The sequence below is a fragment of the Paenibacillus chartarius genome, assembly GCF_042432825.1.
Taxonomy (GTDB): Bacteria; Bacillota; Bacilli; order Paenibacillales; family NBRC-103111; genus Gordoniibacillus; species Gordoniibacillus chartarius.
The window spans coordinates 1-23,137 of sequence record NZ_JBHLWN010000025.1 but is presented as its reverse complement, the minus strand read 5'-3'; the positions used below and the strand labels follow the sequence as shown (position 1 = coordinate 23,137).

The window sequence follows — 23,137 nt, the reverse complement described above, 5'->3', positions numbered from 1 at the left end:
GCGGCTCGAAGCAGAGCCAGTCCCGCGCGTCCTTATTCCCGCTGCGCATTCCCGCCTTTCGTGAGCGATTCCTTGAATTCGTTTGGCGAAACCCCGAAATATTTATGAAACACCTTCGTAAAATATCGCCGCTCCTCGTACCCGACCAGCCTGCCGACCTGCGCTACGCTTTTGTCTCCGCGGGACAGCAGCTTCCGGGCCCGCTCCATGCGCAGCCTTGTCACATATTCAAGGAATGTCGAGCCCACCGCCTGCTTGAACTTCAAACTGAAATAGCTGGGGCTGATCTGCAAATATTCCGCCAAGTCGTCGATGCCGAAATCGTCGGCAAGCCTCCGTTCGATATAGTCCTTCGCCTTAATCATCCATAGCTCTGCGTTGGTCTTCGCTTCCGCCGCCCGGACGGCGTCCCGCGCGAGCTCCTTCACAACCGCCAACACATCCTTGCCGCCCCGGCTCACCTTCAGCTTACGCCAAACCGCCTCTTCCCCCTCCGCGGTAATGGCGCATACATCCCGCAGCTCGCGCAGCATATGCAGTGCGGTAAAATGCAGCAGCTGCTCCGCCAGTGTGCCGGAGCGCTTCATCAGCCGCTGCATTTCTTCCTCATACCGACAGAGCCGGCTGCGCGCCTTGTTCGCGTCGCCTTCTTTCACGGCCGATACCAAGCTCTCGACGGATTCCCAGAAGGAGCGGTCCAGCGGATCGGGTCCGGCTCCCTCCGCCTGCTCGCCGTTCTGCATGACGGCGGGGCTGCGCTCGTTCAGCATCAGCCGCTGACGTGCGCTCCGATAGGCGGCGGGAAGCTGCGCGAAACCGATCGGCTTCGTCTCATAGCAAAAGCACAGGTCCAGCCTGACGTTGTCCCGGACGGCGGCCTGCAGCGCTTCCGCCCACCCCCGGATCTCGTCGGCGGCGACAGGCCGCTGCGAGCGGAGCTCCACCAGCACACACCACTCGCCTTCCCGCACTTGCGGCACGCAGTACGTGAGTCCGACTGGAAGCAGTGCTTCCTGCAGCACATTTTTGACTGCTGAATTCCACAGCTTGCGTTCGCTTCCGGACCAATGCAGCGACCGCTGCATATAGTCGTCGAGATCGGCAAGCAGCAGCGCATACATGCGCCCCTCCACCGGTTCCTGGCCGACGATCTGCAGCTCCCCCGCCGCGACATGAGCCATGTCCGTCAAGACATCGTGCAGCAGCTTCTCGTAGGCGATGCGCTTCACCCGTCCCCATTGCTGCTCGCTGCGGTAACGCTGCCGGCGCCGCTCGCGTATGGTCCGCACCGTTTGCTCGACGACAGCTTGCAGCTCGTCGTAATCAATCGGCTTGACGACATATTCCTTCACCTTCAGCTGAATCGCCGAGCGGGCATATTCAAAATCGGGATAACCGGTCAGCAGGATGATCTCCGCCTCCGAACCGCGTTCCCGCAGCTTCTGCAGGAACGCGATGCCGTCCATAACCGGCATTCGAATATCGCTGATGACGATGTCCGGCGTCTCGGCAAGCGCCAGCTCCAGCGCATCCCGACCGTTCCTGGCGGTACCGAGCCATTCGACGCCGAGCTCCTTCCACGGCAGCACCGTCTGCAGATTGCGCAAAATATTCGCTTCATCGTCAACCAGCATCAGCTTGATCATGCCGATCACCTCCGGGTTTGCGTTTCGGAACGAGGCAGCGAATGACGGTCCCCCGCTCCGAGGAGCACAGGCACAGCCCATACTCCTTGCCATACTCGATGCGGAGCCGGTCCGCAACGTTGCGGATGCCGAGGCCCGTGCGCGGCGGCACGTCGGCGCCGCCGGCGAGCGGGTTCTGCAGCCGCAGCAGCGCATCCTGCGGGATGCCGCGTCCGTTGTCCTCAATGAATATCGCGAGTGCGCCGCCGAGATCCTCAGCGTAGACGCGGATCCGTCCCTGACGCGGCAAATCGTCGAAGCCATGCTGAATGGAATTCTCGACAAGGGGCTGCAGCGTCATTTTCAATATACCGTATTCCATCCACTCCTCCGGCACATCGAGCTCATACGAAAATAAATCCTCAAAGCGGAACGATTGAATATCGAGATAATACCGCAGGTGCATGAGCTCTTCGCGGAGCGTAATTTCCTCGCGCTGCTGTATGGAGATGCGCAGCATGCGACCGAGCCGGGTGACCATTTGACTCACCTTGCGGCCTTCGTTCTGCACCGCGAGCGCATTGATCGACTCCAGCGTATTGAACAGGAAGTGCGGCTTGATCTGCGCCTGCAGCACCATCAGCTCGGCGTGCTTCTGGCGCTGCTGCTCGATCCGCACCTCGTCGATCAGGCGGCCGACTTGTTCGACCAGACTGTTGAAGCCGCGCGACAGCAAACCGATTTCGTCGCTGCCCCGCTCGCTCACCCGCACCTGCAAATCGCCGGCCTCCACCTTCTTCATTACGCGAAGAATGCGAACAATCGAGCGTGCCACCCGGTTGACGAAAATTACGATAAAGACGAGCGCGGACGCCAGACAAACGGCCATAATCCCGAACACCCATTTGGCGATCATCACCATCTCTTTGGACAGCGAATTCCATGTCGTCGCCGAGACGAGCCGCCAGCCGTCCGATCCAACCGTATACGACGAGACGACGCTCTGTTCCCCGAACAGCTCCGTCTTCAGATGAATGAAGGGCTCCGGCCCGCTGATCAGCGCATAGACGCTCTTCGGCAGCATCGTGCCGTCCAGCGACTGCTTGCTGTCCGACAAGATCAGCCCTTCCCGGCCGACAAGGAAAAACCTCCGGTCCCGGTCGCCCGCCGAATAGCCGAACTCGCGGAACAAGGCATCCAGCTTGGACAGCTTCACTTGAATGAACAGGACGCCGCGGCTCTCCAGCGTGTTCAGATCGTTCACGATACGAATCTGTGTGAAGCCGGCATTGCCTCCGGTCATCTCCGGATATTCGTAAGGCCCGATCCAAAGCGGAATGCCGTCTCTGCGGACGAGCTCCGGATAGAGCGGATGCTGCTGCAGCTTATCGAACGGCAGCGGCGTGAAGCGGTTTTGGCTTTGCAGCTGAACGATACTGCCGTTGTTCGCATACAGCAGAGCGTTCGTAATCGCCGGATAGCTGACCAGCACGCGCCGGAAATTGCGCTCGTCGAGCAGCAGCTTCAGCGGGTCGTTGGCCGCGTTGTCCGTGTATGGTCCGGGCGTAAGAATACTTTGCAAATAATAATTCGCGATCCAGGTGTCCGACACGTTGTTCAGATCCTGCAGCGCGTATTCGATGCTCCGGCTGAGCGCCTGCAGCGTCAGCTCCGACTGCTCGGCGTATTTGTCGTCCATGAGCACCGATGCCAGATAAAACGTAACCCCGCCCAGCATAAAGAGAGGGTTGATAATCAGGACGATAAAGGCGAAGAACAGCTTCTCGCGCAATGTCATCCGAATCCTCCCCCTTATTGACGTCAGCCTTTGACGCTGCCGGCCGTAACGCCTTCAATAATTTTTTCCTGCAGTACCGCGTAAAGGACGAGCACCGGCGCTACGCTGTAAACGATTCCGGCCGACAGCTGCGCGTAGTTGGTATTGTAGCTGTCGCGGAAGCCGACCATGCCGACCGGCAGCGTCCGCAGCTTCTCCGATTTCAAATAAAAATTGGCCATCAGAAACTCGTTCCAATTGCCGAGAAAGTTCACGATAAACACGGTAACCAGCGCAGGAACCGTAATCGGTAAAATGACCCTTACGAACAGTCCCAGCGGTTTCAACCCGTCCATCACGCCGGCTTCTTCAACCTCCGACGGAAGCGAGCGCATGAACGCCGAGACGATGACGATCGTCAGCGGCAGTCCGAAGGCGATATACGGCAGGATCAGCGCCAACGGCGTATTATACAGCTTCATCTTTACAAGCAGGCTGTATATCGGAATGATGAGCGCGTTGCCGGGAATGAACAGCCCAAGCGCCAGGAACAAGCCGCTGACGGCGCTCATCCGCCCGAAGCGCATCCGCGTCAAGGCGAACGAAGCCGCCGCGCCGAGCAGCACTGCAGCAAGCGATGCGCTGAGACTGATATACACGCTGTTGAGGAAGAAGACGCTCATCTTCGCGTTAACCCAAGCCAGCTTGTAATTGTTGAACGTCATGACGCTCGGCCAGCCCCACGGATTGCTTGCGATCGCCTGATTATCGGTTTTCAGCGAAGAGAACAGCACGAACAGGAACGGGTACAGCACGATGCCGACGTAAATCATGAGCACGACGTGCGCGACGCTTTTGCGTACCGTATGCATCAATATTCAATCCTTTCTCCGCCTCTTGTCAATAGCTTGAAAACAGCCGTCAAGAGTAAGGTGAAGACGAAAATGAGCACCGCTACGGCCGCCCCGTATCCGTATCGGAACAGCTGGAAGGAGCGGTTGATCATGTAGGTCGCCATCACATCGGTCGAGCCGAACGGTCCGCCCTTCGTCATGACGAGAATAATGTCCGCCGCCTTCATCGCTCCTGTAATCGACAGCAGGATGACGACCATGATGATGCCGCGAATGAGCGGAACCGTAATGTACAGCGCCTTCTGCCAGCCGGACGCGCCGTCAATCGCCACCGCCTCGTTCAGCTCCTTCGGAATGGCGAGAATGGCCGCCAGCACAAGAACGATGTAGAATCCGGTCCACTGCCAGCCGTTCGTGATCAGAATCGAGACGAACGCCCAGTCCGGATCGGACAGCCAATACACGGGAGGCAGGCCGACCGCTTGCAGCGCCTGGTTCAAGAGGCCGACCTGCGGTTCGTAAATGAAGCTCCACAAAATGCCGATGACCGCCGTCGACAGGATGGAGGGGACGAATACGGCCGTCTTATAAAAGCTCTGCCAGCGCTTCACGCCTCCGATCAGCAGCGAGAACGTAACGATCAGCGGCACTTGGACGCAGCAGGAGAACAGAATCAGCCATATATTGTTGAGGAACGCCTTCCAGAACTTCGGGTCGGCGGCCAGCTCCGAGAAATTGTCCAAGCCGACGAACGCCGCCTTCGAGACGCCGTCCCAGGACGTAAAGCCGTAATAAAACGACTGAAGCACTGGATACACGAAAAAAATGACGTACAGCGCCAATGTCGGCAGCAGCAGCAGAGCGAACGTCAGCGGATGACGCATCGTCCGGTTCATAGGATACAGCCCTCCCGCGAGGTCCAAGATTAGCGGCCGGAAAGCCGATACCGTCCCCGGAAGGACGGTACCGGTGCGCCGCCGTATCAAGCCGAGCTGCTTATTTCGCAGCTCTGTTGGCTTTGTCCTGGGCCTCCTGAACTTTATCGAGCATCTTCTGCGCGTCGTAAACGCCGCTGATCAGCTGCTGAATGCCGTCGGACAGCGCGCTGTTGACATCCGGCTGCACAAGGGCGTCGAATGCCGGGAACGTCGATTTCGCATTGTTGCCGGCATCGATGATTTCCTTGAGCAGCGGATCGACGCCGTCCGGCTTAATCTTCATCGACGGGAGGACATTGTCCTCAATGACGCCGCGAAGCTGCATCTTCTCGTTGTATTGGGCCGCAATGAACGCTTTAACCGCTTTCAATTCGTTGTCCTTCAGGTTTGCCGAGAAGCCGTAACCGTTGGAGAAGCCGGCGTTGACTGCGGTCTGATCTCCTTTGCCGCCGTCTACGGGAGGCATCGGGAAGTAGCCGACCTGTCCAACCATATCGCCGGCTTGCTTCGGATCCTTGAAGACGGAGCTCGCCCATGAGCCGTCGTACATCATCGCCGCCTGACCGGTGATGAGCTGGTTGCGCTGCTCCGCGTATTCGAAGCCGAGCTCGCCTTTCGGGAAATAGCCCTTCTTCACCCATTCCTGATATTTCCCGAACGCAGCGGCCATCTCCGGGCTGTTCCACTTGGCCGTGCCTTTCGCGAAGCCGCTCGTAATGTCCGGCCCGGCATAGCGCGACCAGAGCGTATTCGCCGTCATCAGCGGAACCCAGGCCTGCTTGGAGGCCATCGCGAACGGTGTCTTGCCGGCATCCTTCACCTGCTTCGCTACGGCTTCCAGCTCGCTCCATGTCTTCGGAGGCTTGATGGCGAGCGTATCGAACACCTTCTTATTATAGAAGAATCCTTCCTGGAAGCCGCCGATCGGCAGGCCGTACACCTTGCCGTCGACCGAAAACTCCGATAGATTTATAAATTTGTCCTTTAGGCCCAGCTCCGTCAAGATGTCCGTAAGCTCCAGCAGCTTACCGTTCTTCGCATACAGTGCCGTATCCGCGCCGCCGAACAAATCGAAGATGTGCGGCGGATTGCCGGCCGCCATCTCGGCGCGAAGCTTCTCCTTGCGGTTGACGTCGGAATCGACGCCGTCCAGTTCAAACTTAAGGCCGGGTACTTTGGACTCCGCTTCCTTCACGGCATCCTGGAGTATCTTCAGACGCGCCTGCTTCGACTCGCCGATCTGCGTGTGCCGCAGCGTTACGGTAAACGGTTTCACTTCCGCAGGCTTGTCGCCCGCCGCCGGGGCCGGCTTCGTTTCCGCCGCGGGGGTACCCGGCGTTCCCGCCGTTCCGTCCGAGCCGCACCCCGAGAGTGCCGTACCGGATAACAGAGTGAAGGCGAGAGCGATCGTGCTTTGTTTTTTCATTGCTGCCCCTCCTCGTAACGTTGGTTTACACCTTCATTATAGGCGGAGGCAGCCGCGGCTCACAGGTTCACATTTCGATTCGGGAGGGGCAAATTTCTCTACTCCTTGCTGCGTTGGCTGAGCGCATACATGGCGCTGCCGATGACCCCGGCATGGTCCAGATGCTTCGCCTGCACGACCGCTACTCGGTCGCCGTACATCGGCAGCAGCCGTTCGCGCAGCGTTCGGCGCAGGGGCGCGAAGAGAGGCTCGCCCGCCTGCGCCGCTCCGCCGCCGATGACGATCGCATCCGGGCTCAGCATCGGCGTCAAGTACGACAGCGCCTCGCCGAGCGTGCGGCCGACCTGCCCAAGGATGCTTGCCGCCGCCGGATCCCCCTCCGCATAGGCTTGGGACACATCCGCCGCCGTCAAAAGCTCCGCCCGCTCATGCATGCTTGCCAGCACCGTCGGCGTGCCGGCTTGTACGGTTTCACGCGCGAGCCGTGCGATTCCCGTGGCCGACGCTATCGTCTCCAGGCAGCCGGTTAAACCGCAGCTGCAGCGGTACGGAATGCCCGGAATCGGAATGTGGCCGACCTCCCCGGCCAGGAAGCCTCCGCCCCGGTAAATCGCGCCCTGATGCACGAGCGCCGCCGACATCCCCGTCCCCAGCGTCAGCCCGAGCACGACCGGGTATCCTTGACCCGCGCCGGCCTTCGCCTCCGCGAAGGTGAACATGCGCACGTCGTTGTCCAGGACGACGGGAAGTCCGGCCCGAGCTTCCAGCTTGGCGGCAAGAGGAACATTCGTCCACGCGAGGTTCGAAGCCAGCAGGACGACGCCGCGAAGCGGATCGATGAACCCCGGACAGCCGATCCCGACCGCCGCCGGCTTCCGGTCTCCCGCAACACGCTGCACCAGCGACGCCAGCGTTTCAATGACAGCGCTCTCGCCTCGTTCGGGTCTCGTCCGCTCCCGTTCGCTCGCCAGCACCTGCCCGTCCTCTTGAACGAGTCCCGCTACGACATTCGTTCCTCCCAAATCGATCCCGATCGCCACCCGAGCCTCAATGTTCATAATTTCGATTCCTCCGCTCATTCCAAGGAAAATCATTTTCATGTTTATTATAAAATCGGCACAAAAAATTTACAATGCTTGCCGTGAGAAAAACACCCTCCAGAGAATGCGGCAGGCGCCGATGAACGGTGGAGCCGACGAGTCTAGCAATCTACGAAAGCGAGGCTGGTTGCGCGGCCCGCTACTGTAAAGCAGCGGATCAGGTCCCGAATAGACCTGATCCGCTGCTTTGTATCCGCGTCGGGCACCGGAGGATTATGGCTTCTGAAGCCGATTGACAGGCCGGTTGACGTACGCGCGGTAGTTGCTTTTCGCAATCACCCTCGAATCTCGCTTCGCAAACATCTGTCTCTCGGTAATTTGCCAAGTGTGCGATTTCGAGTCCGGTTTGCGGATGGCCGCAAAATTATATGAGGTTGTCGTATAAATGAGGTATCCGTGGCGCCGGCACGCCGCAAGGAACAGCACGTCGGTTCCCAGGGACGCTCTTACGAATTTCGCCTTCGGGAAAACTCTTTTCTTGAACATAATCGTCGCCCCGGCAATCTTCCTCACGAACCGGTGCGGACGCTGCGATTTATTTGTCAGCAATATTTTTCTCTTGGCAGGGAAGTAGTAGTGAACGGAATATTTGCCGACAACATCCGCATTCGAGCTCCAGAACGCACGCATCGCTTCCGCAATATAGTGCGGCCCATAATAGTCGTCATCGTCGAATTTGGCGATGATCGAATGCTTCGCTTTCCGGACACCGAAGTTCAAGCATTCCCCGAGCGATTTGCTCTCCGGCAGGCGAAACACCCGCACCGCCCGGTAATTTTCGGCCAGCTCGAGATAGTCTTCCATGTTGAGCGAGTCCTTATTGAGGATGATGATGAGCTCCTTCGCCTCCCACTTTTGCCTGGCATAATTGTAAAAAATGTCATGGATATGCTCCGGCCGAATCGTTGCCGTAATAATCGTAACGCCCTTCCCTGCGGTTCTGTTCATAACTGCACTCCTCCCCTCATGCAATTTTGGACGTATCCACCAAGTTAGATGACCTGTCACTCGGTTGAGAGATTCATATGTTATAGAGATCAAATAAACCGAGAATGTGGAGGGATCGGGCATCATGGATGATCGCTATAATGGGAATCGACTCGCACACAAGGTTGGCATTATCGGTCTTGGCTTCGTCGGATTACCATTGGCATGCGCTTTTGCGAGCAAAGGGTTCCAAGTTACCGGCATCGATCTGGATGACCGTAAAATCAACATGCTGCGCAACGGAAACAGCTATATTCACGACATCACGGATGAAGAGCTTCACTCCGTCTTGTCCTCCAAGCGGCTTATCGTTTCTAGCGATTACAGTGAGATGAGTCATGCGGACAGCATCGTGATTTGCGTGCCGACACCGCTGACTCCTCTGCATACACCGGATCTCAGCTACTTAACGGATACGTGCAACCGGCTGGCTCCCTACCTTCGGCATGGCCAGCTGATCGTCGTGGAGAGCTCCACGTATCCGGGTACGACGAGAGAGGTCACGCAGCCTCTGCTCGACAAGAGCGGCTTGACGATCGGGGAGCACATCTTCGTCGCTTACTCTCCGGAACGGATCGACCCCGGAAGCCAAACGGCGCTCACACAAATCCCGAAGCTCGTCAGCGGCATGACCCCTGCGTGTTTGGAGCGAATCGTTCAGCTGTACAGCCAAGTGTTCGAGCAAGTTGTTCCGGTCTCCAGCACGGAGGTCGCCGAAATGGCAAAGCTGCTCGAAAATACGTTCCGGCTCGTGAACATCTCCTTCATAAACGAGTTCGCGCAAATTTGCGACAAAATGAACATCAATGTATGGGAGGTCATCGCCGCAGCCGGAACGAAGCCCTATGGATTTACGCCGTTCTATCCGGGGCCCGGCATCGGCGGCCACTGTATCCCGGTCGATCCGCTGTACCTGCAATGGAAAGCGAATCTGTTTGGCATCAAGAGCAAATTCATCGAGCTGTCGCACGTCGTCAACGAAACGATGCCGCAATACGTCGTCCAGCGTCTTCGGTCGGTGCTGGAGCCGGAGAAGACGCTGTCCGGAGCCAAAATATTGATCTACGGGGTCACTTACAAGAAAAATACGCCGGATACCCGCGAATCGTCCGCGCTTCCATTAATCCAATTGCTGCATAGAGCCGGCGCCGACGTTATGTTCCACGACCCCCTCATTTCCGCTCTAAGCGTCGGAGACCTGAAGCTGGATAGCGTAAGCTTGTCGGAGGAATCGCTGAAGGCCGTCGATTGCGTGCTCATTCATACGGATCATAACGCCATGCCGGTGGATCTGATTTTGCAGCACACACCGCTCGTATTTGATTGCCGCAACGCGACCGCGGGCCGTTCGAGCCAGGCAACCATAGTGACCTTGGGCGGAGGAGCCGTCTAACGACTGCAGACCAAATCAAACTATTTCCGTTTCATCATTTTCGGGGCTTTCCCGAAATCGATCGCGACTTTGCCGGTAAGCTCCGCCACTCTAGGCGCCATAATGACGGCATTGACGCCGCACGAGATGAGCGCGATGTCGAAAGCGTGCTTTAATTTTGCCGCTTTCCGCAGTGTGGCAGGAATTTGCCGGTAGTGAGTGAATGTGATCATCGCCGTCACTTTGGCTTTGTATGGGGATTTTTCCAGCGCAGCCTTGATCGCTTTCGGGTCTCGGTTAATGATCAGGATCCGCTTCCCCTTTACCAAATTACGAAAGAGCGGATGATGAGGCATCATGCGATTGACGCAAGCGTTACACGTTAACGAAGGTTTTAAGCCGTGATAGCGGAACACTTGATCCGTTAACGTTCTCTTCAAGTAGCGCGGAGCACGGATCATGCGGTCATTCCGGGGCAGGATGCCAACGACAGAAGCTTTGCGGATCGATCTTACGATGTCATCTCGAAGCTTAACGTTCGGAAGCGTCACTCCCTTATTGCCGCGTTTCGCCCACGGCTCGCGGAGTACTCTCTTGATTGTCCATACGGTATTTTGAGCCAGCACGATATTTTCTCCGTCCCCGACTCTCACTAACGAAAATGGCTTCTTGCGGGCTACGGCATTCTGAATTTTCTTTAACACAGTGGGGAGCGGCAAGTAAGCAGCCATCGTTTCCCTCATTCCTTCCTCCAGGAGCCGTCGCCGGCATTACCTGTTTTTTACTACGGTATGTCGGCATCCAAAACCGAAACACGGCATATACCCAGCACAATAGAGGAAGCAAGCACAGTAAAGAAGCAGACGCCCTGACTTGCGGCAGGGTCTGCTTCTTTGTGCTGTCTTGGCATTCGTCAATAAAAATATAATTATTGATTGATCAATCACAAATCACCATCATTTAGCCGCCGCAGCATATTCCAGACCGGTTCCCCGCCTGCTTTGGATCGCACGAATCGTTTCCTCGATACCTTCTTCGAAAGAGGTTGCGGCAATCGGGCCAATCCGTCTCCGGAACTTCTCGCCGCTTAATACGAAGGGCTCTTCCGTTAAGTACAGCATTTCGACGACTTCCTTCATGACGGGTACGAAAAGCCCCAGCAGCGTCAAGCCCGCTCTGCCGAGCGGAATGACCGGCTTTACCGCAACTCCGCTGGCCTTCCGCGCCAGCCGTACGATTTCCCGGCCCGAAATTACGCCGGAGCCCGGTATGTGCCAATTCTGGCCGTAGACGTGTTCCGTGAGGGCCAGCCTTACGATCATGTCCGCCGCATCGGGGAGATACACATATTCGCGCGGGATGTGAAGGTTGCCGATAAACGCTGTCGGCTTGCCGAGCGCGATCCCCTCCAGAGTCGATCCGAGGTAAGACGCTTCGTTAGCGGTCGGACCGTAATAATCCGGCAATCGAACGATAGCGGCCTGCGCGCGATGAAAGCGCCCGTCGAAGATCAATTGCTCGTAGGCGAGTCTCGTTTTGCCCTTGCGTGTATGCGGCCGTTTCGGATGATCCTCAGTCGCCTTCTCCGTCGTTCTCCTCCCGTAAGGATAAATGCCGTCCACGACGATGACCTTCATGCCGCGTCGGTGCGCGAAAGTCATGACGGATTCCCCGAGCGGCAGCAGCTTGCGCTCCATCTCATGATACGGCACGTTCGCACAGTGAAACAGCATATCCGCATCGCCGAATGCGGGATGATCGGGATCAAGCTGAAACGCATCGCCCGCCGCTATTTCCAGAAGGGTAGGCCGGCCAAGCTCCTCGGCGAACCTCTGCAATTTCTCCAGAGAACGCCCGAAGGCGATCGTCGGAATGCCTCGCTGAATAAGTTGTTTGGTAATGGCCGCTCCGGTACCGCCCGTTGCCCCTAGTACAATAGCTTTCTTCATATTCATATCACCTCGTCGAGTTTTGTGATTGATCAATCACTAACATGAGTATAAACGATGGTTAGTGATTGGTCAATCACTAAATTTGCAGGCTTGTTTCTCCGGCCTATCTTTCGATAAGCTCCGGCAGCCCGAGCGACATCGCAATATTGCAAAGCATCCCTCTTGCCAAAAATAAAAACGCGCGCTGCCCCGGCTGTTCCATTCCCGCATCCTGAAAAGCGGCTCGTACCAGCCTATTGACCTCAACGAATCCATTGCGCATCACTTCCCGCACCGCCTCCTCACGAATCGTCTGCGCTTGCATCTGCAGCAGCGTTTCGTTCTGATGAGCTTCCAGAATGTCTTCGTATGCTTGTATCAGATCGGCCTCCAGCGTGTCCGCTGTAGAAGTTTCCGTCACGCGGCGGAATGAACGAAGAATTCTTTCCCACGATACGCTAAGCGCTGCAACCATCAAAGCTTCTTTGGAAGCGAAGAAGCGGAACACATACGGCTGGGAAATGCCGGCTCTTTCCGCAACCTGCGCAGTTGTAGCACGGTAGTAGCCGATTTCGGCGAACACCTCGATCGCGGCAGAGATGATGTCCGATTTACGATTTGCTGATTTGTCAGAGCCTTTAGCCATGTTTACCGTCTCCTACTCGCACACAAAGTTATCGATTCATCAATTACCAACAAAGTGTACCCCAATCGCCGGCATTTCACAAGCAAGCAATTCACGGCCGAGCTTTGCTCTACTAAAATCCATGCCATATGCTATGATATGGTAAGCGATTCAACCGCAACCAGAAAGGGAGAATAGTATGACGAAGCCCGAGCCCAACTTATCTTTGTGGCGATTATCGTGGCCGATCGGAATCGAGCTGCTGCTTCAATTTCTCATGGGAGCCGTGGACACGATGATGGTCAGCCGGATCGGAGATGCCGCCGTTTCCGCTGCGGGGTTGTCGAATCAGGTGCTGATGTCGGGGATGATGGCGTTTGCGGTCATCAATGCAGGGGCGGGAGTTGTCATCTCGCGAAAATGGGGCTCCATGCAAATGGCGGACGCTCGTAAGGCGGCGATACTCTCCATACAATTCAGCTTATTGGCGGGCTTGCTGACCGGGTTCGTCTTTTATTGCTTTGCCGGGACGATATTATCCTTCCTTGGTACACCGGCTGAGGTGCTGCAATACGGAACCGGCTATTTAACTATCGTTGGATCCTGTACCGTCTGGACGGTGCTGCTGTCCGTGATGGGCTCCATCATCCGCAGCACGGGCAATACGAGAGGGCCGATGTACATTTCTCTCGGTATGAATCTCGTGCACGTACTCCTGAATGGCGTTCTGATCTTCGGACTGTTCGGTATGCCGGAGATGGGGCTTGCAGGAGCGGCATACTCCAACGTGATCAGCCGAATCCTTGCCTGCTTGTTTATCGCCATATTGGCATACAACTGCTTCCGCGGCACATGGCGATTGCCGGAATGGTGGTCCCTAGACCGGAAAATCTTGAGAGAGATGCTGCAGATCGGCTTGCCGGTCTGTGTAACCGCAGTCTCCTGGGGCTACGCTCAAGTGATCGTATCGTCGCTGGTTTCCCGCATGGGTGCGGACACTTTGGCCGCATACACGTATATGCAGACGATACAGCAGCTGCCATGGTTGATCACGGCTGCAATCGGCGGCGCTATGCAAATTCAGGTCGGTCAGCTTCATGGCGCCCTTCGCCACGCAGAAGCGCATGCCAGCGTATACCGTGCCATTCAGGCGGGGATCGGTATCGTGGCCGGTTTGAGCGTTCTGCTTACGCTTGGAGGACCTTGGGTGCTCGGCCTGTTTACCGCCAATCAGGAAATTATCCGTCAATGTTTGCCGGCGCTGGCCGTATGCATCGTGTGGCAGCCGTTACGGCTAATGGGCTACTGCTCGTCCAACGCTCTGAATGTCGTCGGGAACGCGAACGTGGTGGCCGGCATGACCGTCTTCGGTATGTGGGTGCTGCAGGCCGGAGGCACTTACGTAATCGGATCGGTATTCGGATTAGGCTTGACAGGGGTGTTCCTGGCCATGCTTGCCGACGAAATCGTGCGAATGTCCGTATTCATGCGGAAGTGGAGCACCCGCCGGACGTTGTATGCCGCGAAGGGCAGCACGTCTGCGGTGTAGCAGCTTATCCGGCGATCGGGGCTGTCGGCCTGAAGCAGATCATTCTACTTCAAGGCGGCAGCCCCGTTTCAATCCGGAAACACTATTTTATTTTAGCCAATCGAACGACCCGTTCGGCGCAATCCGCAAGCAGGCCGTATGCGTTGTTCATCGCCTGCTCCAGCGGCATCGGCCGGTTCACGATGGAGAACACGCTGACTACCCCGTGCTCGTACAAAGCCTCGATACCCGCTCCGATGGAGCCGGAAATGAGCACGACCGGAGCCCCGGCTTGCTGTGCGGCCTTGGCGACACCGAACGGCGCCTTGCCCATGGCGGTTTGGAAGTCGCTCTGCCCTTCTCCGGTAATGACAAGATCGGCTCCATGCAGCTTGTTCTTCAAGTCGGCCGCTTCCATGACCAGCTCCACACCTTTCCGGAGCGTACCGTTCAGGAAGGCGAGCACGGCCGCCCCCATTCCCCCTGCTGCACCCGCTCCGGGCACATGCAGGATCTGCTTGCCGAGCTCACGCTCGATGACTTCCGCATAATGCCGGAGATGGCGGTCCAGCGTCCCGATCATGTCCGGCGTCGCCCCCTTCTGGGGGCCGAACACATGACTGGCGCCGCGAGGACCGCACAGCGGATTGTCTACGTCGCAGGCGGCCGTAAACGTACAGTCTTGAAGCCGCGGGTCTATGCCGCTTATATCGATGCGCTGCAGCGCTCCCAGACGGCCCCCGCCGGGAAGCAGCTGGCGCCCGTCTTCATCCAGCAGCCCCGCCCCTAACGCCTGTACCATCCCTGCGCCCCCGTCATTCGTCGCACTGCCGCCCAGGCAAACGATAAAGCGGCGGCAGCCTTGATCCAGCGCGTCAACGATCAGCTCGCCCGTTCCGTAGGTCGAGGTCAGCAGCGGATTGCGCCGTTTGGCCGGAATCCGATACAGCCCCGATGCTTCAGCCATTTCAATCACTGCCGTACGATCCGGCAATATGCCGTATTTGGCGGCTACCGGATTGCCCAGCGGCCCCCGTACGGCGACTTGGCGCATCTGTCCCTGCATGGCGTCGACGAGGCTTTGCGCCGTCCCTTCGCCGCCGTCGGCCATCGGCACCTTGACGATATCGGCTTCCGGCGCAGCTCGCCGTATCCCTTCCTCTATCGCGCGGCATGCCTCAATCGCCGTTAAGCTGCCCTTGAAAGAATCCGGGGCTACAACGATTTTCATAACGCCACCCCCCTTCCGTTCACTTATTTCTATCATAAGAGAAGCGCCTCTTGTGAGTATAGCATCGGATGGTTTTCTTCGTTTCCATTAAGAATAGGCGGAAGAAGCCCTTCTGTTAATCCTGGCGAAGCGCCGCGATCACGTCGGCGGCTAACCGGTCTGCGCCTGCGACGAGGCCATCGGGATGATGCGAAATGCCTAGACGCACCACCACAAGCTGCTGGGAAGGTACGATCACAATATGCTGTCCCATATTGCCCATAGCGAAGAATGCGTCACGCGGCACATGGGGCATCCCCCAAGGAATTCCGTACGGCGCATTGCCGTTAGCCGGACGATTAATCCAAAAACCGGCTCCATAACCGGTATCAAGCGTTTGTGAAGCAGAATATTCAACCCACCCTTCGGGAAGGATGCGTTTAGTGCCTGCCATGCCGCCATTCAGGTACAAGAGCCCAAAACGAGCCCAATCACGCGCAGACGCTAACATAGACATAGCACCGTTCGGTGTGCCGGTCGCATCGAACTCCAGAGTCACGTGGTTCATGCCGGCCGGACCGAAAAGCTCACGCTGTGCGAACTCTCTTACATCCGAAGCCCGACCGCCGAGGGCGTCGCGGATGATTCGAGAGAGAAGTATGTAGTTACCGTCGGTGTAAGCCCACTCTGTTCCAGGCGCTGCATTCGGTTTTGCCTTCTCTGCGAAGCCCGCCATATCCCGCTCGACAAATATCATTCTTGAAGCAGGATCGAATCCCGAACTGGTTTGTTTCAGAGCAAGGCCGCTTGTCTGCCGTAACAAGTGATCAATCGTGATCATGTGACGGGGATCCTTCTCGTTTTGCCACGCGGCAATGGGTGCTGAATGGCCGACGTCCAGTTTGCCTTGCCGGACCAGAATGCCGATCAGCGCATTGGTGACGGATTTTGTCATCGAGAAACCCAACAGCTGCGTATCCGCGCCTATGCCGGGGGCATAACGCTCGGCAATGATCTTTCCAGCTTGGATCACGACGACTGCCTGTGTCCGAATATAGGGAGGCTGCGCGCGCTCCGCAAAAGCGCGGTCGAGTGCAGCGTTCAATCGTTCGTTTCCAGGAACAGTTACGACGAGCCCCTCCGACTCAGGAGCCGGCGTATCCGATGGGCCAACCGGATTATTAAAATCAGCGGTCGAAGCTATATTCACGTCCTCGGGTCTATGCACTAACATACAGCCTATCCCATCACCGTACACCGCCTGAGTTTTGTACAGTCCCGCGACAGTCGTTGTTACCATCCGTTTTTCATGATCGACATGGAGGCGAATCAAGCTGCTGATGTATCCAATGGCCCCCTCAGGCCTAACCATGTCGGCGTAAACTTGATCGGGATCGAGACCCGAAACAAAGGCTCCGGAACAAATTTCTTTACTGGCAAAACCCGAAGCAACCATCAATGGCTGGTAAAGCAACAATCCCGAGCCTGCGCATAGCGTCAATACAACCGCAGCGGCCAGCAAGCGAAATCGGCTTTTCCTTATACCTCCAATAAGTATCGCTACTGGGCGAATGCTGCGAAGTTGTTTCAAAGCGGAGATCAGCTCCTCATCCTTAAAGTATACACCGTATACATACAGTATAAGTATACGGCGTATACCCATCAACCTGCTTGTGTTATAATATGGATACCCTTTTAATCGGAGGAGTCGAACTTTGGTTCACAATAAAGATGATCGATTACCCAAGGATTCCCCAACCCGGAAAAGCACTGTTCGCCTTAGTCGCGAGGCCATCGTGGGGCTTGCCCTGAATATTGCGGATACGGAAGGAATCGAAGCGGTAAGCTTTCGACGCTTAGCTCACGATTTCGGCGTAACGCCCATGGCTATATATCGGCATGTACGCAACAAGGATGACCTGTTAGATGCGATGACCGAACATGTGCTGGCATCATTCGATACCTCTGCGGTACAAGAGACAGATTGGCGGGAACAAGTAAGGGGGTTACTTTACGCACTGCGTCGGATGCTGCTCGTCCATCCATCGGGCAGCAGCTTGCTGTCCAGGCGATCTCTGCCTTCAAAGAACAGACTCGCCATCTTCGAGACTGCGCTTGGCATCCTGCGCAGCGCCGGCTTCGAGCCTCGGGAAGCGTTTTTCATTTTTGAATATTTGTTGAATCAAGTGGTGTCGCTGGTTGTAGCGGGGAATGGTTACATACAAGGCACGGAGGCAGAGCGCCGGGTGTGGGGGGCTCAATTATTGGAGTTCTACGGCGGGCTACCGCCGCAGCAGTATCCTTGGCTCGTAGAAGCGGCTCCGAATATTGCGGCTTGCGTAGATACGGAACAGCACTTTGCGTTCGGTATAGACCTCCTCTTGGCTGGAGTGGAGGCCATGGCCGCCTCCAAACGATGAATGGAGCTTTCGTCTTGACATAAGGTTTAGCTTTCGCAAGCTGCCTAAATCAACAATCCGGAGGACAGCAAAATGATGTTCCCCTTCTCTTCGCTGTCCTCCTTGTCTTATTTCGCTAACGCCGTTGATTTGACTTTAGGACGCAGCACGAAGTACATGACGATAGGGATCAGCACCTCAAACAACAGACCCAGTACAGGCCAGTGCGCGTTAAAATGCAAAATTTGATTGTAATTGGCGTACAGCCACATCGAGCAAGCAACGGTGAACACGGAAACAGGCGTAACGATTTGCTCAAACTGCAGGCTCGGGAATATTCGCCGTATGCCGTGGCAAACAAAATATAACGTACATGCGATTTTGACCATAACAGCAGGCAGCCATACGCCGACTATCGCGACATCGAAACGGTCAAGGAAGTCGGTAATCCGGATTTCCCGAATCAAATGATAATTGGGAAATAAAAATCTGGATGTGATTTCCGGACTTAACACCGCTATGCAAAGAACGAGCAAACCCTCCAGCATCGCTACCCCGATCAGCAAGCCATACAAACCGTGCCGAACAGGAAAGGACGAGCTTGACAGGAGAAAAGGAATGGCGACGATTTCGCCCAAATACGCTACCGCATACCAGCTCCCATGAAGAACATCCGTTATGCTGTGACTGAATAACGGCTGCATCCATCTATAGTCCACTTCCTTGAACAGCAGTACCGGAAGCAGCAGAATAATGATCAGCAAGCTGGTTTGGTAGATTTCGGTCATCCGTCCGACACCCTTCAACCGGCTCCTTACCGTTAAAGCGACACACACGCCCAATACGGCGATAATAACCGACAATGGCGTCCTTGGAAGCAGCGAGTAGTTCACAAAGCTGGCTATCGAGCGTAAATCTCTCGTCAGGATCAGAAAGAAGAACGCGACATAAGAGAGCCCGATCACTTTCCCGATGAAGGGAAAACGGTCCGTCAGTGCGGAGAAGAGATCTTGGCCCGGAAAGCGCTGCACCGTTTTCACAATCGCAATCCATGATAATACAATCAAAGCCATCGCAATAAAATAACAAAACACGGCGTCATGCCCCGCAACCTTGACCATTTGCGCGGGAATGCTGATGAGGGTAGCGTCCAGAGTCAGTCCGCAGCTGATTAATACGAGTTGTCTTGCCGAAAGCTTTTGCATCATAGCCCCCCTGACCGGAACGGATTTAAAGCTGCCAATGCCGCCTGCAAGATTTCCGACGGATGAACGGTTTGTACGCTCTTGAACACATACACCCAAATGGCGACAGAACATAGATACGACATGCTAATGGCAATTCGAGCCCCCGTTGACGCTTTGCGAAATGCATTCCATTCCAGAATGAAGCAGAGGCCCGCGACGATCAGCGCCTGCACGAAGATGCTCATCTCGTAATTTCTCCTTCCGGATAGCCGAACGGTTCTCTTATGGAGCCGCTATGTTCTATATAAAGGTTGGTCTCCACCGACACCTGGACCTTCGGATATTCCTGATCGTTCCACTTGTCGCGCAGAGCCGACCACTTTTTATCGTTTTTGCGATAAATCACATCGCCGATGCCAATCGGATCGGAATGAAGGGATTGTAATTTTTTCACAGTCCGTTCAATACCTGCTTTGATTTTATTTTCCGCAAGCTGGACAGTCGTTTCCATTCTCTCATCCGCCGTCAGGTCATAATTGGATTCATTTTCCACAACCGCTCCTTTTGCGTCGATTCTGATGACTACGGAAATTTGATCGTCCGTGAACTGCGGAACGAGGTCCGCATGCACTTCCTGAAACAATAACGAAATGCTTCCTCCGCTCTCCGGGGCTTCCACCTGAACGACGGGATTATTGGCCTCCCCCATCGCCCACCACAGATAGGACGCTTCATCACTCTCCAGGTATCCGACCAATGAGCCCTTCTTCAGGACCCCGACGCCGGCCAGCTCCAATGTGGTTGTCTTTCCGGACACTTCGGTCGTTTGATGAACTCTAATGAAAGGAATTGCCGGATCCAGACCGTCGCGCAGTATCTCCTGATTGAGACGCTTTAAGGTATACGGTGTTCTTGTTGCATTTTGCACGAGCTCACGCATCATTTCCGACGGCAGCTGCTCCATTGGAGCCCGGACATTGAACAGCGCGCCCGCTTCCCCCTTCGTGACGGCGGCCAACGATGACAAGCGGTTTTGAGGCAGACGGATCGATGCATCCATAACCGGCTCCAATCCGCTTCGCGCCATCTCCTCTCCGAAGACAACGATGCGGCGGTGTGCAAAATACAATTCCCGGGAGACCGTTCTTTGCATGTCCTCGATAACGCGTCGTAAAGAATCGGCTGTCGCCGAATCGTTATACCACGATTGCTTGCCGTTCGTTCCTCCGCCTCCGCCTTTAGACCCGGCGCCGCCGATCTGGCTCGGCAGAGGAATTTGCGAAAGGACGGTGTATTGATTTCCCTTCTTATCGATGGCGCTGCCCGAAACGAGAGCCACATCGTTAATTTCTCTGCGGTCCCAACAGCCAGTAACGAGAAGCATCGTCAGTACCGCAAAGAAGCTGAGTATAATTTTAGCCGCGGCAGCTTGCAAAGGAACGACCTCCTAGCCTTGGTAATCCGGCTCTTGACGCTGTTTATTGCTGCGCTGGCTCGTGGAAGGACGCAGCTTCATTCGCCACCATGGGACACGGACTACCATATCTTTGCTTTCATGCTTACGATAAGGCGCAAACCCCGTCAAGTACGGCTGCCCGAACGAGCGGAGCATGACCAGATGCAGCCCGATCAGGTAAATTCCCGCTACAATCCCGAAGAGACCTAATATCCCCGCCAGGAACATTAGCGGAAAGCGAAGCATCCGGACGGAAATCGCAAAATTGAAATGCGGGATCGTAAACGATGCGATCCCCGTCATGGACACGATCATGACCATCGGAGCGGACACGATACCCGCTTGAACGGCAGCTTGCCCGATCACCAGCGCGCCGAGAATGCTGACCGCCTGACCCACCGTCTTAGGAAGACGAACGCCCGCTTCACGAAGCGCTTCAAACGCGATCTCCATAATCAAAGCCTCTATTAAAGCCGGGAACGGAATGGCCTCCCGCGCGGCGGCAATACTTTGCAGCAGCGTCGTCGGAAGCATGTCCTGATGAAAGGTGGTTGTCGCGATATACAGCGAAGGCAATAGAAGAGCTACGGTCATCAGAAAGTAACGCAAAATCCGCAGCAGCGTTCCAATCAAGTACCGTTCGTAGTAGTCTTCGTTGGCTTGAATCATCTGCCACAAATTCGTCGGACCCTTCAGAACAAACGGGGTACCTTCCGTGAAAATCGCAAACTTCCCTTCCAGTAGCTGCGATGCCACCGTATCGGGACGTTCGCTGTGTCTGAGCTGCGGAAACGGTGAGTACGGGTTGTCCTCGATAAGCTCTTCGATATAACCGCTTTCCAGGATCCCGTCAATCTTGATCGAAGCCAGACGCCGCTTCACCTCGTCAATGACATCAGGCTTGGCGATTCCTTCCATGTATGCAAGCATAACCGTTGTTTTCGTCTCTTCGCCTATCACATATTGGACCATCTTGAGCTTGGATGAACGAATCCGCAGCCGCACGAGTGCCACGTTCGTTTGAATGCTCTCGACAAATCCTTCCCGCGGCCCCCGGACGACGGCCTCCGACTGCGGCTCCTGGACGCTTCGCCGCGTCGCTCCCGCCACATGCAGAACAAGCGCTTCGTTAAAGCCGTCCAGCAGCAATACGGCATTGCCCTCCAGCACCCGATCAACAAGATCTTCGAGCGTCCGCACCCGGGACGTCTCCGACAAGGTTATCAGCCGTTCCTCCATGTCCTTAACGTCCGGCTGTTCGGAGCTTAATTCGCGGTAATGAAGCAGCAGCGGTTGAAGCACGCTGTTATTCAGCTCTTCTGTTTTAACGATGCCGTCAAAATATACAAGCACTCCTTGAAGGTTGTCCGCAAACGTCAAATCCCTGAATACGGCATCCGAGCAGTCCGCAAACTCGTTAAGCAAATAGTCCGTATTGTCCTGTAGACTTGAAGTAAGCCAAACCTTAGACGACGCCGTGTATGTACCCATTCTTGCTCCCTCGAATTTCATCATGATGAGGCTGAAGGCTCTTACTTAAAAAGCATCGACGTAAAAACCGGAAAATATTACTGCTCAACGAAAATCGGCAAATACGAAGGCTGGCCGCCCCCGTATTTGCCGATTGCACAGCATACAGGCGAACTAAATAAATTTCTTCAAAACGAGCTTCACTTTCGCCCGGTTCTTCACAAACTTACATTTGGATAGCAGATTTTGATTTAGCGTATTTTTTTTGTGCACGATAATCATGTAGTTTCTCTTGCCGTTTGTCGTCATGATCTCATGCTTATGCCGAATCACTTGCCCATGTCCGCGTACATTGTATCTTTTCCCCCTGATATACTCCTTCGTCTTATAAATCCAAGTGTAGAAAGGCGGGGAAGGCAGATAGATCGGAGCTACCCGATGGTGCACACTATCGTGAACGTAGCCTTTCTGGTTGATTAGCGCATAAACGCCGGACTTCGGCTTCGCATCGTGCAGCTGTTGAACGTATGTCTTATTGTACGTGTCATCGCAATCCAGCCGAACCAAATATAGATAACGGGAGCCTTGGGCCAGCCTCTTCTTGACATCGAGCAAGCGGCTGTCGGTTACAAACCGTATGTTGCCGGGAAGCGGTTTGTATTTCTTCAGCGTTTGACGAATCAGCTTCTCGCTTTCCGGAGCATATCTTACAAGCGCTGTAAAATGTTGATTCGTTTGTTTCTTAAGACTTTGCAGCGTATATTTCATGAAGATGGACATTCTGTATTCGATCCAGCGTTTCGTCAACCCGACCTTCCATTTATTATTCGGCTTGGAACGGTTGTTAAATTCAATTTCGACGATTACGGTTTTATTCCGCATCTTATCCTTCCTTTCCTTAACTTCAGTGTTCATCTTATTCAGGCCCGGATCGGATGGAGTAGACGGAACGCCGCCCATTTTGGAGAGAAAAAGACCTCGCAGGCAATATTGAAGTGCACCCCTTAGAATAGACATTGGAAAAACCCCCTGGTTATTCCGATGAATTCTAAGGGGTGCATTTTTATGGCGGTTAAAGGACAAAAATTTCATCACTATCCAGAATCGGTGAAGCGTGAAGCGATTCGGTTGCATGTGGAGGAAAAGTGGCCGTATCGAGAGATTACGGAACATCTAGGAATACATGATACCGGTCGGGTTAAAAAATGGATGAGGAAGTACCGGGAAGAAGGTGAGCGTGTATTTGAGGATC

At 55.3% G+C, this 23,137-nt stretch carries 21 protein-coding genes; 4 read left to right on the top strand and 17 right to left on the bottom strand.

The window, feature by feature from the left end; all coding sequences use genetic code 11:
* Positions 1-32: 32 nt before the first annotated feature.
* From ACFFK0_RS05915 to ACFFK0_RS05885, 7 genes are all read right to left on the bottom strand, one after another.
* A complete protein-coding gene (locus ACFFK0_RS05915) occupies positions 33-1,646 on the bottom strand; it encodes a response regulator transcription factor (protein WP_377469042.1) in 1,614 nt (537 codons plus the stop codon).
* On the bottom strand, positions 1,624-3,423 hold the full coding sequence (locus ACFFK0_RS05910; RefSeq protein ID WP_377469041.1) for a cache domain-containing sensor histidine kinase: 1,800 nt from the start codon (positions 3,421-3,423) through the stop codon (positions 1,624-1,626). Before ACFFK0_RS05910 ends, ACFFK0_RS05915 begins: the two co-directional genes overlap by 23 nt.
* Positions 3,424-3,446: 23 nt before the next feature.
* Positions 3,447-4,274 (bottom strand): carbohydrate ABC transporter permease, encoded by an 828-nt coding sequence (locus ACFFK0_RS05905; protein ID WP_377469040.1) that lies wholly within the window; start codon positions 4,272-4,274, stop codon positions 3,447-3,449.
* Positions 4,274-5,152, bottom strand: a complete 879-nt coding sequence (locus ACFFK0_RS05900; protein ID WP_377469039.1) for a carbohydrate ABC transporter permease — start codon at positions 5,150-5,152, stop codon at positions 4,274-4,276. Before ACFFK0_RS05900 ends, ACFFK0_RS05905 begins: the two co-directional genes overlap by 1 nt.
* A gap of 100 nt (positions 5,153-5,252) precedes the next feature.
* The gene (locus ACFFK0_RS05895) at positions 5,253-6,620 is read right to left on the bottom strand and encodes an extracellular solute-binding protein (RefSeq protein WP_377469038.1); all 1,368 of its coding nucleotides are present in this window, start codon (positions 6,618-6,620) and stop codon (positions 5,253-5,255) included.
* A gap of 98 nt (positions 6,621-6,718) precedes the next feature.
* Positions 6,719-7,678: an ROK family protein gene (locus tag ACFFK0_RS05890; RefSeq protein ID WP_377469037.1), complete on the bottom strand. Its 960-nt coding sequence runs from the start codon at positions 7,676-7,678 to the stop codon at positions 6,719-6,721.
* A gap of 255 nt (positions 7,679-7,933) precedes the next feature.
* Positions 7,934-8,668: a glycosyltransferase family 2 protein gene (locus tag ACFFK0_RS05885; protein ID WP_377469036.1), complete on the bottom strand. Its 735-nt coding sequence runs from the start codon at positions 8,666-8,668 to the stop codon at positions 7,934-7,936.
* 124 nt (positions 8,669-8,792) lie between these two features.
* On the opposite strand from ACFFK0_RS05885, the gene ACFFK0_RS05880 reads away from it, so the two are divergent.
* Positions 8,793-10,100, top strand: a complete 1,308-nt coding sequence (locus ACFFK0_RS05880) for a nucleotide sugar dehydrogenase (RefSeq protein ID WP_377469034.1) — start codon at positions 8,793-8,795, stop codon at positions 10,098-10,100.
* Positions 10,101-10,120: 20 nt separating this feature from the next.
* Here the strand turns inward: ACFFK0_RS05880 and ACFFK0_RS05875 are convergent, their stop codons facing one another.
* The 3 genes from ACFFK0_RS05875 to ACFFK0_RS05865 form a co-directional block, all read right to left on the bottom strand.
* A complete protein-coding gene (locus tag ACFFK0_RS05875) occupies positions 10,121-10,822 on the bottom strand; it encodes a GT-D fold domain-containing glycosyltransferase (RefSeq protein WP_377469033.1) in 702 nt (233 codons plus the stop codon).
* 213 nt (positions 10,823-11,035) lie between these two features.
* Positions 11,036-12,028: an NAD-dependent epimerase/dehydratase family protein gene (locus ACFFK0_RS05870; RefSeq protein ID WP_377469032.1), complete on the bottom strand. Its 993-nt coding sequence runs from the start codon at positions 12,026-12,028 to the stop codon at positions 11,036-11,038.
* 106 nt (positions 12,029-12,134) lie between these two features.
* Positions 12,135-12,656, bottom strand: a complete 522-nt coding sequence (locus ACFFK0_RS05865) for a TetR/AcrR family transcriptional regulator (RefSeq protein ID WP_377469031.1) — start codon at positions 12,654-12,656, stop codon at positions 12,135-12,137.
* Positions 12,657-12,834: 178 nt separating this feature from the next.
* Here ACFFK0_RS05865 and ACFFK0_RS05860 point away from each other — a divergent pair, with 178 nt between their 5' ends.
* Positions 12,835-14,184 (top strand): MATE family efflux transporter, encoded by a 1,350-nt coding sequence (locus ACFFK0_RS05860; RefSeq protein ID WP_377469030.1) that lies wholly within the window; start codon positions 12,835-12,837, stop codon positions 14,182-14,184.
* Between the two features lie 82 nt (positions 14,185-14,266).
* Here ACFFK0_RS05860 and ACFFK0_RS05855 read toward each other — a convergent pair whose 3' ends face one another.
* Together ACFFK0_RS05855 and ACFFK0_RS05850 are read right to left on the bottom strand one after the other, a co-directional pair.
* Positions 14,267-15,394, bottom strand: a complete 1,128-nt coding sequence (locus ACFFK0_RS05855; protein ID WP_377469029.1) for a glycerate kinase — start codon at positions 15,392-15,394, stop codon at positions 14,267-14,269.
* A gap of 115 nt (positions 15,395-15,509) precedes the next feature.
* On the bottom strand, positions 15,510-16,964 hold the full coding sequence (locus ACFFK0_RS05850) for a serine hydrolase domain-containing protein (protein ID WP_377469028.1): 1,455 nt from the start codon (positions 16,962-16,964) through the stop codon (positions 15,510-15,512).
* A 205-nt stretch (positions 16,965-17,169) separates the two neighbouring features.
* Here ACFFK0_RS05850 and ACFFK0_RS05845 point away from each other — a divergent pair, with 205 nt between their 5' ends.
* Positions 17,170-17,793: a TetR/AcrR family transcriptional regulator gene (locus ACFFK0_RS05845; RefSeq protein ID WP_377469027.1), complete on the top strand. Its 624-nt coding sequence runs from the start codon at positions 17,170-17,172 to the stop codon at positions 17,791-17,793.
* A gap of 107 nt (positions 17,794-17,900) precedes the next feature.
* On the opposite strand, the gene ACFFK0_RS05840 is transcribed toward ACFFK0_RS05845, so the two are convergent.
* From ACFFK0_RS05840 to ACFFK0_RS05820, 5 genes are all read right to left on the bottom strand, one after another.
* Complete coding sequence (locus ACFFK0_RS05840; protein ID WP_377469026.1) at positions 17,901-18,977, bottom strand: GerAB/ArcD/ProY family transporter; 1,077 nt, start codon at positions 18,975-18,977, stop codon at positions 17,901-17,903.
* Positions 18,977-19,204, bottom strand: coding sequence for a hypothetical protein (locus tag ACFFK0_RS05835; RefSeq protein ID WP_377469025.1), 228 nt, complete (start codon positions 19,202-19,204; stop codon positions 18,977-18,979). The genes ACFFK0_RS05840 and ACFFK0_RS05835 overlap by 1 nt, the downstream gene beginning before the upstream one ends.
* A complete protein-coding gene (locus tag ACFFK0_RS05830) occupies positions 19,201-20,394 on the bottom strand; it encodes a Ger(x)C family spore germination protein (RefSeq protein WP_377469024.1) in 1,194 nt (397 codons plus the stop codon). Before ACFFK0_RS05830 ends, ACFFK0_RS05835 begins: the two co-directional genes overlap by 4 nt.
* A 12-nt stretch (positions 20,395-20,406) precedes the next feature.
* Positions 20,407-21,930: a spore germination protein gene (locus tag ACFFK0_RS05825; protein ID WP_377469023.1), complete on the bottom strand. Its 1,524-nt coding sequence runs from the start codon at positions 21,928-21,930 to the stop codon at positions 20,407-20,409.
* Between the two features lie 129 nt (positions 21,931-22,059).
* Entirely contained in the window at positions 22,060-22,767 is a 708-nt protein-coding gene (locus ACFFK0_RS05820; RefSeq protein WP_377469022.1) for a glycosyltransferase, read from the bottom strand.
* A 183-nt stretch (positions 22,768-22,950) separates the two neighbouring features.
* Between ACFFK0_RS05820 and ACFFK0_RS05815 the strand changes: the two genes are divergently transcribed.
* On the top strand, positions 22,951-23,137 hold a 187-nt coding region (locus ACFFK0_RS05815; RefSeq protein WP_377469021.1), incomplete at its 3' end, for a helix-turn-helix domain-containing protein.